The 12,723-nt window shown below is 43.4% G+C and carries 7 protein-coding genes; 3 read left to right on the top strand and 4 right to left on the bottom strand.

The features are described 5' to 3' along the window. The first annotated feature begins 7 nt into the window (after positions 1 to 7). Positions 8 to 1,435 (top strand): asparagine--tRNA ligase, encoded by a 1,428-nt coding sequence (gene asnS, locus KUA50_RS08470; protein ID WP_218457280.1) that lies wholly within the window; start codon positions 8 to 10, stop codon positions 1,433 to 1,435. Positions 1,436 to 2,065: 630 nt separating this feature from the next. Here the strand turns inward: asnS and KUA50_RS08465 are convergent. The 3 genes from KUA50_RS08465 to KUA50_RS08455 form a co-directional block, all read right to left on the bottom strand. Beyond that, positions 2,066 to 3,199 (bottom strand): OmpA family protein, encoded by a 1,134-nt coding sequence (locus KUA50_RS08465; RefSeq protein WP_218457281.1) that lies wholly within the window; start codon positions 3,197 to 3,199, stop codon positions 2,066 to 2,068. Positions 3,200 to 3,219: 20 nt separating this feature from the next. Then, the gene (locus tag KUA50_RS08460; protein ID WP_218457282.1) at positions 3,220 to 3,759 is read right to left on the bottom strand and encodes a hypothetical protein; all 540 of its coding nucleotides are present in this window, start codon (positions 3,757 to 3,759) and stop codon (positions 3,220 to 3,222) included. A gap of 85 nt (positions 3,760 to 3,844) precedes the next feature. Beyond that, positions 3,845 to 7,591 (bottom strand): hypothetical protein, encoded by a 3,747-nt coding sequence (locus tag KUA50_RS08455; protein ID WP_218457283.1) that lies wholly within the window; start codon positions 7,589 to 7,591, stop codon positions 3,845 to 3,847. Between the two features lie 313 nt (positions 7,592 to 7,904). On the opposite strand from KUA50_RS08455, the gene KUA50_RS08450 reads away from it, so the two are divergent. After that, a complete protein-coding gene (locus KUA50_RS08450) occupies positions 7,905 to 9,653 on the top strand; it encodes an ATP-binding protein (RefSeq protein WP_218457284.1) in 1,749 nt (582 codons plus the stop codon). Between the two features lie 25 nt (positions 9,654 to 9,678). Next, entirely contained in the window at positions 9,679 to 11,424 is a 1,746-nt protein-coding gene (locus KUA50_RS08445) for an ATP-binding protein (protein ID WP_218457285.1), read from the top strand. Between the two features lie 96 nt (positions 11,425 to 11,520). On the opposite strand, the gene KUA50_RS08440 is transcribed toward KUA50_RS08445, so the two are convergent. Next, complete coding sequence (locus KUA50_RS08440; RefSeq protein WP_218457286.1) at positions 11,521 to 12,654, bottom strand: OmpA family protein; 1,134 nt, start codon at positions 12,652 to 12,654, stop codon at positions 11,521 to 11,523. Positions 12,655 to 12,723 lie beyond the last annotated feature (69 nt).

Here is a 12,723-nt window from a genome sequence, read left to right as displayed (position 1 = left end):
AAAAACAATGGAAAAAGTAAAAAGAACTAAAGTCGTAGATTTGCTCAAGAGCACAGCCTACGATTCAATCGTGAATGTAAAGGGATGGGTACGTACCCATCGTAGTAGCAAAGCAGTCGATTTTATCGCTCTTAACGATGGTTCTACTATTAATAATATTCAGATAGTAGTCGACCCATCCAAGGTCGATGAGAATCAGCTCCGTCAGATTACTACAGGTGCTTGCATCAGCGTAGTAGGTACTTTGGTAGAGAGCCAGGGTGCCGGCCAGAGCGTAGAGATCCAGTGCGAAAGCATAGAGATTTACGGACTCTGCGGCGGTGATTATCCAATGCAGAAGAAGGGTCAGAGTTTCGAGTATATGCGTCAGTATGCTCATCTCCGTCTCCGTACCAATACCTTTGGTGCCGTGATGCGCATCCGTCATAACATGGCGATGGCCATCCACACTTACTTCCATGAGCATGGATACTTCTATTTCAACACTCCGCTCATCACAGCGAGCGATTGCGAAGGTGCTGGACAGATGTTCCAGGTAACCACCAAGAACCTCTACAACCTCAAGAAAACAGAGGATGGAAAGATTGACTACTCTGATGATTTCTTCGGAAAGCAGACTTCATTGACCGTTTCCGGTCAGTTGGAGGGTGAGCTGGGTGCTACGGCACTCGGTGCTATCTACACATTCGGTCCAACCTTCCGTGCAGAGAACAGTAATACCCCTCGCCACCTGGCAGAGTTCTGGATGGTAGAGCCAGAGGTAGCTTTCTTGGATATGGACGGTTTGATGGAGTTGGAGGAAGATTTCATCAAGTATTGTATCCGTTGGGCGTTGGATCATTGCAAGGACGATTTGGCATTCCTGAACAAGATGATCGACAAGGGTCTGATAGCCCGTCTGGAAGGCGTCTTGAATTCCGACTTCGTACATCTCCCATATACCGAGGGAATCCGCATCCTGCAGGAAGCAATCGCCAATGGCAAGAAGTTTGAGTTCCCATGCGAGTGGGGTGATGACTTGGCATCTGAGCACGAGCGCTTCCTGGTAGAGGAGCACTTCAAGCGTCCAGTAATCATGACCAACTATCCAAAGGCTATCAAGGCATTCTATATGAAGATAGACGAGGAGGAGAGCGGTTTCGGAGGCAAGAGCGGTCAGACCGTTCAGGGCACCGATGTCCTGTTCCCACAGATTGGTGAGATTATCGGCGGTTCTGTTCGCGAAGAGAGTTATGACAAGCTGATGGGAGAGATAGAGGCTCGCAACATACCTATGAAGGATATGAGCTGGTATCTCGATACCCGCAAGTACGGATCATGCCCACACGCAGGTTTCGGTCTCGGTTTCGAGCGTCTGATCCTCTTCGTAACCGGTATGCAGAACATCCGTGATGTGATTCCATTCCCACGTACACCAAAGAACGCAGAGTTCTAAATAGAATACGATAAAAAGATAGAGTAGAGGGTGTGTCATACTACATGACGCACCCTTTTTCGCAACTTGAATAAATTAAGTTAAAATTAATTAGGTAGGTTGCTGTTGGTAATTGAAATACAAAAAGATACTGTAGCTATAGACAACAAAAATCAATCATTTTTATTAACAAAATTATATTTAAGCTCAGCATTTCCTCTAAAGAAGTGCAAGTACGAACTCTAATGATGCGCTTTATTAAGGTCTAATGATGCGCATCGTTAGGTATTAATGATGCGCATCGTTAGGTGTTAATAAAGCGCATCATTAGGTGTTAAAGAAGCGCATCGTTAGGTTATGTGGATTTTCTACCAGTTATATTCCTGGAAATCAGCAAATTATACTCCTTTCAAGACAGCGAATTTCAGTCGATCTTTGATCATATACCTTGAGAAAAATTCATGGTAGCAATAGATGAGGCATAAAATCATAGAACTTTTTCAGCAGAAAAAACAAGGGTGTGTCATAGAAAAAATACGACACACCCTCCTCTTTGTTGTATGCTTTGTTTTCTTATTTACATGTCTATTGTAATAAAAGTAATATAAGTAAGAAAAACAAATCTTCTATCTTTGTTAACGCTTGTATATCTTATTTTGCAACCATGATAGAAACACGGTTCTTGTCATTCTCAGAGAATGGTTGAACACGAGCACCCTTAGAATCCTCAGTGATTCTGGATTCTTCAATACCATATTTCTCTTTGAGTGCCTTTACTACAGCTGCAGCACGCTTTGCAGAAATCGCATCATTGATTCTGTCATTACCTGTACCAGCATCAGCATAACCTGTTACGACTACCTTTGCCTCAGGATACTGGTTCAAGTAGTCAACTACTTCCTTGATCTTAGCGTCCTCAGACTCACGAATCTTATTGGAGTTGATAACGAAGAATACGTCACGACGAATCTCCTCCACCTTCTTCTCCTCTACTGGAGCTGGCTTAGGTTCTGGCTTTACATACTCCTCTACTGGACGTGGAGCAGGAACTTCCTTTACAGGCTCTGTCTTGGTGTGGCTCTTGCCGAGGTTGATGCGAAGACCTGCGAGTGCGTTGAAGTACCAGTCTGGGTTGTCTGCCTTCTTGGAGTTATACTTGTCGGTAGTGATGTTGGCATTACCCTCCAACATGATGCTTACAGATTTGCTTACCTTGAACTCTAAGTCGAGACCTGCACGACCGAATGGACGTACCTTGGTGCCATCCCAAAGATATTCGAGGTTATAATCATTCAAGTTTTTGAGGGTCTTGGCGATGTCATTGACCTCGTCGTTGCCCCAAGCGATGTTGGCGCCACCACCAACGAATGCTGTTACATTGAACACACGGTTAGGGTTCCAACCGCAAAAGAGGTTGGAGAGGTTGAACATGAAGTCCACACCTGGAGCTACATACTTGAACTTATAGTCTGCCGTGTAAGGGTTTCCAGTGTGCTGTGGTTCAAAACCATTCCAGCCACCCTTGCTCTGCCAGCCATTCACCTGCAAGCGCATGCCGAATACAGGGTTGAACTGGTAGCCGAGTCCCAACTGAACGTTAGGTGAAATCAAGTCACCAAACTTAGCCTCGCCAAGTGTGTACTGAGCACCACCCTGAAGGTCGAGGAAAGCATGTTTCTTGAATGTATATTCATTACCCTCCTTGTCTGTATAGGTAGCAGCCATGGCAGAGCTAGCGCCCAACAACAATGCAGAAACTAGAAAAATATTTTTCATTGATTTCATGTTTAGATATGTATTGAAAATTAGTCAATCGTCTCCATGTCCTTTTGCTTTTCAGGAGTATAGGTAACATAAGATTTGTCCATCAAGGCCAAATACCACTGAGCGTTGATTCTCTGAGGGGCAAAGGTGATACGGATCGTGTTCTGGATAGGATCATTAGGGTCTTCTTTCTTGAAGAACTCGATGCTATAGGTCACCTCAACTCGATGTTCATTGATGAACTTGAATGACTCCAAATGGTAATCCAACACTGGGAAAACTTGCTGCTGACGAATAATCATTTGCTTGTCTTTTTCCGGTAGAGGCTTAACGCTATCATTCAGAATCAGGTTCAGCTTGGAAAGAGCTTCGTCATATTTTTGATTTTTCAATGCTTCCAAATAGTCCTCTGCCATTTTCAACACTTGCGTAGTGTCTGCCTTGCAAAAAGTTGGCACGGTGTCTGTTTGGTTAGCACTTCTTCCACCCTTCTCCTTACTATTGGAACAACTAGAGCATGATGCCAAGAAAATACTACCTAGCACGAAGCAACCAATGAATAACTTATTGATAATTTTCATATTTGCTTAATTAAAAGAAAGGCACCCCAAGAGAGTACCCGAGATGCCTTTCCGTTTATTATTTAAAGTTTTTCTTTCTAAAGAATTACTTGTTTGGCACAACAGTGATGTCAACCATCTGTGTGAACTTACCCCACTTAGTCTGAACAGATACAGGGATAGATACGATGAACTTCTGAGAGATAGCGTTACCGCTCATGTTGTGGAATGTTACCTTCTGAGCCTTTGTATCGATAGCTACACGATACTTAACAGAACCATCAGCGTTCTTCAAGTCAGAGAGCTTAACATTTGCATTAGCACCAATAGAACCATTCTTCTGGAGGTTGGTCTTGATGTTAGCCTCATCCCAGTAAGCTGACTTTACGATGTACCACTTGCCGAGAGCTGCAGCATCCTTGTCAAGTTGCTTAGTTGGACCCACAATCATACGTTTCAAGCCAAATGCCTCACGGATAATGATCTTATCCTGGATGCTTACTGAGCTGCTACCACCATCGATAACATCCTTAAGAGTATCCTCAATCTTAACCTCATTCATAGTCAATGGCTTGATGAAGTTTACGAGATACTTATCAATCTCTTGATTCAAAACTCCACAGTAAACACTAGCCAACTTCACTGGAACGTCCTTACCAACCAAGAGGAGAGCGCCCTCTGTAGGCTCACCATCGTTACCAGCCTTTGTTGCTACACCCTCATAGAGGCTGATGATACCAGCCCTGTCGATTGTTGCAGCCTGTACACCATTGTAGTAGAGTTTCATGTTGTCATTAGACAATGTCCACTTGTCAGTAGCCTTCTTGGTAGGAAGAACGCTCAAACGAGCAGGGTCGAATGTCAACTTAGCAATGCCAAAGTTAACGAGAGCCTGAACGGTTTCAGGAACCTTACCGTTGTTGATGTAACCAGCCTTCAAATCACCAATAATCTGGCAATCGCGGTAGTTTACTGTACCATAAATGTTGTCAGAACGCAAAGCTGGGTTGATAAATCTCTTCTTGTCTGCGTTGGTCAAACCGTTAGCCATGGTCAAGCCTGATGGTTCCCACTGCTCCTGGCTATAGTTAACACCTGTAGCATAAGCCATCTTATTGATAGTCCACTTCACAGTCATAGAGAAGATGATTCGGCTATTACGGTTAGAAGTCTTGTAGAAGTAACCGTAAACTGTACGTGTAGCCTCACCTGCCTCATACTCTGCCTGAGTCATAGCAAAGTAGTTAGAGTTGATAGTCCACTTCAAGTTGTGTGTCTGACCATCAGCAGTATTGTCCTTCAAATCCTTGAAGTTAGTCTTGCCTGTATCAAAACTATTAGTATTGTTTACAACGTCATTGTAAGATGGGAATAATGCCTGGTTGACAGTGTAAGACTTATGGAACTCATCACGAGACATGTTTGCGGTAGCATAAACATTGTTCATAGCCTCTTCACCGATGATGTACTGGTATATCTCACCACACTTATATGCATCCTCGAAGTCCTTAGCGATTGGGCCATAATCTACAGTCTCCTGTACATCAACCCACTGAATCTTGAAGTAACGTACATCAACTACCTTCTCGTGCTTAGGATCGTTCACATCCTTCAAAACAACCTGAATCATTGGCTGACGACCGATAGCATCACGGTTGCCCTCAGCACCATTGCGAGCTGTAGCTACCAATGTCTTGCCATCTTCCTTCAACTTAGCGAAGTACTGCTGGTTAGTCCAGTCTGTTGTACTACCCTGATTGAGCAAGTTGTACTCCATGATATGGAACTCGAACTTCAAGCCAAATTTGTTGAGGTCATAGATAGCACCGCTCTTGTCGCACACCTCTACAAGTGAAGTCAAATCGATGCTCTTATCATAGTCAACCTTCTTGGTGATGCAGTTGCTGTTCTCTGCTGTAGGCAATTTGTCAGTCTTCTTCTTGCGAGCATAAGCCTCAGAGAAGCTCCAGAAGTGAGAAGCTGCAGGATTCGTCTTGCCTATGTTATTCTCGATAACATTATTTGCATCATCCTTAGCTTGAGTATTGTGGATGTAAGGACGCTCTGTTGACTCATAGAGACGAGCCCAGTCTGAGTAAACGAACAAGTTGTCAGCATCGTCCTTGTCTGTAACAGCCTCGCCTGTCAACTTTGCCCGCAAAGCAACGATAGGGAACTTGCTGTATGTAGTACCCCAGCCATAAGAAGTCTCAGACATCAATGGAGCATTGCCTGTCTTCTGTACGTTCAAGGTAAGAACGCCATTCTTGAGAGATTGGCCTGCCACCTTGATAGGAGCCTCCGCACCAGCACGAGTCAACTTCTTCTCATTAGTAGCATCCTGAGAAACGAAGTCGAACTTATCGATAGCATCCAAAGAAACTGTAGCAGGGTTCAAGTAGTACTTAACCGTTGTCTCTTTGTCGTTGATATAAGTATAAGTCTTAGTTGTAGGAGCATCTGCCTCCCAAGCAGTTGCGTCAGTACCCCAGTCATAGTAGTTGAGGGTAGAGAACTTGATAGCCTCGATACCATCAATGTATGTTGTTGGAGCAAATACCATGCTTGTCAATCTCTGGCCACACAAGATGTTGAGGAGGTTGATCTCGCCGAGCAACTCGGTACGGATACTGTTCATGCTAGAAGTCAAGTTTTCAGAAGCTTCCTCGATAGCATCAGCAATAGCCTGCTTGTAGTTGTCTGTCAAAGTATTAATCTTCTCATCAATCTGGCCAGATGTATAGTAATTGTCGAACTTGTCGTTGATTTGCTTCATCCAGTCAGCCAAGCCCTGCTCTACACCGTCGATATTAAGCTTAGCCAAAGCATCGATTTGCCCTTGCAAGTCTTTCTTTGCAGCCTTAACAGCATCGTCAGTATAGTTCTTCAACTCAGACTTATTATCAGAGATGAGCTTATCGAGAGCCGCAATCTTGGCATCGATAGCAGAAACATCCTGATCGTGCTTGCCACTGTTAGCCTTGACAGTCTTCAATAAATCATCTATCTGCTTCTGGAGATTCTCATCACCAGCTTTGTAAGCAGCGTCGATAGCATCTACGGTACCCTGCAAAGCGGTAAGGTCAGCAGCTACCTTGGCAATATCATTAGCCAACTTCTCCTGAGCCTTAGTTGTAGCATCTTTAAGGTCAGCAACGCTCTTCTTAACGCCTTCGATTTCTACGCCGTTAGCCTTGATAGCATCATTAAGGCCAGGGATAGTCTCTGACTCCAAGGTAGCCTTGAATTTCTCCAAAGCGGCAATCTGAACCTCGGCATTCTTCTGTGCAGCCTCCAAAGTTGCGATAGCTTCCTTAGCAGTGGTGATTTCCTTCTGGTTGTTCTTAACATCCTCACCCAAAGTGTTCAACTTAGCATCGATACCGGCGATATCGCCTTCGAGCTTAGCAACGGCAGTGTTGAATGTTGCAACGTCAACCTTGTTGTCTAGAGCAGTCTGAATCTCTGCCTTCAAGTCATTAACCTGCTTAGTAGCAGCCTCTATAGCAGCCTTTTGAGCTTCAGCGGCAGCAGCCTTGGCAGCCTCAGCGGCAGCCTGAGCAGTCTTAGCTGTAGCCAATGCCTCGTCACCTGTAGCCTGAGCGTTCTTAGCAGCAGTGGCAGCCTCTGCAGCAGCTGTTTTAGCTGCGTCCGCAGTAGACTGTGCTGTGGTAACGGCAGTCTGCAAAGTAGAAGCTTGGGTGTCCAACTTCTTTATAAGGTCGTTGGCGGCATCAATTTGTGTCTGTACATTATTGATGTCATCATCGTAATCCTTACAAGAAGTAACCATACTTGTGGATGCCACAGTCATAGCAGCCATAAGCAATACACTAAAATACTTTCTTTTCATACGATAAAAATTAATTAAACATTGTATATATTAACTACTTTATTCTATGCATTTTCTCTCTATCTCCTGACGAGAGATATTATCGTCGCTGATATGGAGAATCTATGTGTTTTGGAGGTACAGATGTAGATCTTTATGGACGAAAAGGAGGATAGGTTGAAGCTTGCGCAAGGCAAATCACCCCAAGAAATGTAAAAATAAATCAGACTCCCGTTTCGAAGACAAAGCTGCATAATAAAAGAAATGAAGCGAAAAGTTTTGAGGTTACGATATTTTTGCTTAATTTTGCAGCAAAACAGAAAATAAAATAAACATGGAGAATGTGAAACGTATACCTTACGGTGTTTCTGACTTTGTCGATATAATAAAGAGAAATCAATATTATGTTGACAAGACAATGTATATCCCTAAGTTGGAAGAGGAGGCGGATAGCTTGTTCTTCATACGCCCTCGTCGCTTCGGCAAGAGCCTCTTGCTGAGCATGATGTGTGCTTACTATGACATCAACCAGTCTGATAGGTTTGAGGAACTGTTCGGCAAATTATGGATTGGCTCCCATCCAACACCTTACCGAGGAAAGTTTCAGGTCTTGTTCTTGGATTTTTCTAAAATCGGGGGAGATATAAAGGATTTGAAGGAGAATTTCAATAATTATTGCAACATCCGACTCGATAATTTCATAGAAAGATATAAGAGGGCCTACCGCCCTGAAATTGTCGAGAAAATAAAGAGTGCCCCTACCGCAGTGGATAAGCTGAATATGATAGATACCGAAGCAAAGGATGCAAACATGCAGCTATATCTTATCATTGACGAGTATGACAACTTTACCAATGTCGTGCTCAACGAGCATGGCGAGAAGGTGTATTGGGCATTGACCCATGCGAAAGGCTTTTATCGAGAGATTTTCAAGGTGTTCAAGGGTATGTTCACTCGCATCTTCATGACAGGAGTCAGTCCTGTGACCCTGGACGACCTAACCAGTGGCTTCAATATAGGTTGGCACATATCTACAAAGCCAGCCTTCAATCAGATGTTGGGGTTCTCTGCCGAGGATGTACGTGAGATGTTTGAATATTTCAAGAGTGCAGGAAAAGTTCGTCCCGATTGCGATGTAGAATCTGTAATCGCAGAAATGAAGCCTTGGTATGACAACTATTGCTTCTCAAAGAATGCTTTGCAAACCCAAAGCAAGGTATTCAATTGCGACATGGTTCTTTATTATCTTCGGAACTATGCTGAGACTGGCGAAGCTCCTGAAGAGATGATAGACCCAAACACCAAGACTGATTATAACAAGATGAAGAAACTCCTTCAATTGGACAAACTGGATGGCAATCGTAAGGGAGTTATACTAGAAATAGCCGAGAAGGGGAAAATCATATCGAATTTAGAGACGACATTTCCAGCCGAGACTTTGACAAATCCCAATATGTTTGTCAGTCTGTTGTTTTATTATGGAATGTTGACCATCAAGGGTACTCGTGGAAGTCGCCTTATATTGGGCATTCCTAATAATAATGTACGCAAGCAGTACTACGAGTATTTGTTAGAGCAGTATGAAGAAAAGGCTTCCTTGGATACGAATCAACTTGAAGACTATTTTTATGACATGGCCTACGATGGCAAGTGGCATGACGCTTTGCAGTTTCTGGCAGATTCGTACGCCAAAGTATCTTCCGTTCGTGACGGCATCGAGGCGGAGCGAAATATACAAGGTTTCTTCATGGCGTACCTCAACTTGAATGCTTACTACATGACGGCACCAGAGTTGGAATTGAATCATGGTTATTGTGACTTCTTCTTGTTGCCAGACTTGACCCATTATGCCTCCAAGCACTGCTACATCTTGGAATTAAAACTCATCCCCAAAAAAGAAAAAGGTATGAGTCAAGAGACATACGAGGCTGCCATCCAGCAGCAATGGGATGCTGCCGAGGTGCAAATTAAGCATTATGCTGAGGCTCCAAGGGTTGAGGCTCTTCGCCAAGGTACCCAATTGCATAAGATCATCATGCAGTTCGATGGATGGAAACTCTTTCGGATGGATGAAGTAAATTAATTTTCAGTTTATAAATCGAACAATTATGAACAAGATAAAGGAAATACCCTATAGTGTCTCTGATTTCATTGAGATAATACGTTCCAACATGTATTATGTGGATAAAACCATGTATCTTCCAAAGTTGGAAGAGCAACCTCGCAATCTGTTTTTCATTCGTCCTCGTCGTTTTGGCAAGAGCCTTTGGACTAGCATGATGTGCGCTTATTATGACCTCAATAGAAAAGATGAATTCCAAGAGTTGTTTGGCAATTTGTGGATTGGAAAGCATGCGACTGAACTTCACAATAAATTCCAAATCCTCTACTTGGATTTCTCGAAAATAGGAGGAGATATCAAGGAATTGAAAGAAAAATTCAACAGTTATTGCAATATAAGGCTCAATAATTTCATTGAAAAGTATGCTGATGCTTATCGGCCTGAAACAGTTGAGAGTATTAAGAAAGCATATAGTGCAGTAGATAAACTAAATATGATAGATGCAGAGGCGAAGGACGCTAATATGCAACTGTATCTTATTGTTGACGAATATGACAACTTTACCAATGTCGTACTCAATGAGCATGGCGAGAAAGTGTATTGGGCATTAACACACGCAAAGGGTTTTTACAGGGAGATATTCAAGGTGTTCAAAGGTATGTTCACTCGTATCTTTATGACGGGAGTCAGCCCTGTTACCTTAGATGATTTAACGAGTGGATTCAATGTAGGTTGGCATATCTCTACAAACCCTAAGTTTAACCAGATGCTTGGCTTTTCCACAGAGGAAGTTCGAGAGATGTTTGAATATTTCAAGAGCTTTGGAAAAGTTCGTCCTGATTGCGATATAGAATCAGTAATCGCAGAGATGAAGCCTTGGTATGACAACTATTGTTTCTCCGAGGATGCATTGCGGACTCAAAGCAAGGTGTTCAATTGTGATATGGTGCTTTATTTTCTTCGAAACTATGCAGAAACAGGAGAAGCCCCAAAGCAGATGATAGACCCGAATACCAAGACGGATTACAATAAAATGAAGAAACTTCTCCAATTGGACAAACTGGATGGTAACCGTAAGGGTATTATCTATGAGATTGCCGAAAAGGGGGAAATCGTATCGAATATAGAAACAACGTTTCCTGCCGAGACTTTGACAAATCCTCGCATGTTTGCTAGTTTGCTTTTCTATTATGGAATGCTGACCATCAAGGGTACTCGTGGAACCAAAATGATATTAGGAATTCCTAATAATAATGTGCGCAAGCAGTATTATGAGTATTTGTTGGAAAAGTACGAAGAAAAGGCCTCTTTAGATACTGAGGCACTAACTGATAATTATTATGACATGGCATACGATGGCAAGTGGCATGACGCTTTGCAGTTCCTGGCAGATTCGTACGCCAAGGTATCTTCCGTTCGTGACGGCATCGAGGCGGAGCGAAATATACAAGGTTTCTTCATGGCGTACCTCAACTTGAATGCTTACTACATGACGGCACCAGAGTTGGAATTGAATCATGGTTATTGTGACTTCTTCCTGTTGCCAGACTTGACCCATTATGCTTCCAAACATAGCTATATCATCGAGTTGAAATTGATTCCCAAGAGAGAGAAGGGAATGAGCCTGGAAGCATACGAGGCAGCCATCAAGAAGCAATGGGATGATGCCATAGAACAAATTATGCATTATGCTGAGGCGCCAAGGGTTGAGGCTCTGCGCCAAGGCACCCAATTGCATAAGATTATCATGCAGTTCAATGGTTGGAAACTCTTTCGAATGGATGAGGTATAGTAAAAGCGAGGTTTCCAGGATGGATTTGACTCCTATGGAAACCTCGCTTTGTTTTTTGCCATTCTCACTTTTAGAGAATGGTTATTGTTTCAATCTTTATTTTGCAACCATGATAGAAACACGGTTCTTGTCATTCTCAGAGAATGGTTGAACACGAGCACCCTTTGAATCCTCAGTGATTCTGGATTCTTCAATACCATATTTCTCTTTGAGAACCTTTACTACAGCTGCAGCACGCTTAGCAGAAATGCGGTCGTTGATGGTATTGTTACCTGTACCAGCATCTGCATAACCTGTTACGACTACCTTTGCCTCAGGATACTGGTTCAAGTAGTCAACTACTTCCTTGATCTTAGCGTCCTCAGACTCACGAATCTTATTGGAGTTGATAACGAAGAATACGTCACGACGAATCTCCTCAACCTTCTTCTCCTCTACTGGAGCTGGTTTAGGTTCTGGCTTTACATATTCCTCTACTGGACGTGGAGCAGGAACTTCCTTCACAGGCTCAGTCTTGGTGTGGCTCTTGCCGAGGTTGATGCGAAGACCAGCGAGTGCGTTGAAGTACCAGTCTGGGTTGTCTGCGTTCTTGGAATTGTACTTGTCGGTAGTGATGTTGGCATTACCCTCCAACATGATGCTTACAGACTTGCTTACCTTAAACTCTAAGTCGAGACCTGCACGACCGAATGGACGTATCTTGGTACCATCCCAGAGATACAACAAGTTGTACTTGTCGAGGTCCTTGATGTGTGCACCAATTTCATTGGCCTCGTCGTTACCCCAGGCGATGTTGGCACCACCACCGACGAAGGCAGTCACGTTGAACACACGGTTAGGATTCCAGCCACAGAAGAGATTGCTCAAGTTGAACATGAAATCCAAACCTGGAGCCACGTAGTTGAATTTATAGTCAGCAGAGAATGGCGCATCACCGATTTTATCACGATAAGCAGCCCATCCACCCTTGCTCTGCCATCCGTTAGCCTGGAGGCGCATGCCGAATACTGGGTTGAACTGATAACCAAGTCCTAATTGTACGTTAGGAGAAATCAAGTCACCAAACTTAGCTTCGCCGAGTGTGTACTGAGCACCACCTTGGAGGTCTAGGAACCAATGCTTTTGGAAAGTGTACACGTTCTCCTCGGAATCTGTGTAAGTGGCCTGAGCCATAGCAGCTGTGCTCATACCCATCAAAGCAGCAGCCAATAAAACTTTAGACTTTTTCATAACTGTTTAATTGTTTTATTATGTAATACTTATTGTTTCTCTTTTTTGTCTTCTAGCTGCGAGCAGCTA

The organism is Segatella hominis, from assembly GCF_019249725.2.
GTDB lineage: Bacteria > Bacteroidota > Bacteroidia > Bacteroidales > Bacteroidaceae > Prevotella.
The sequence above is the reverse complement of the archived record's forward strand: the minus strand, read 5'-3'. Positions and strand labels throughout refer to the sequence as shown.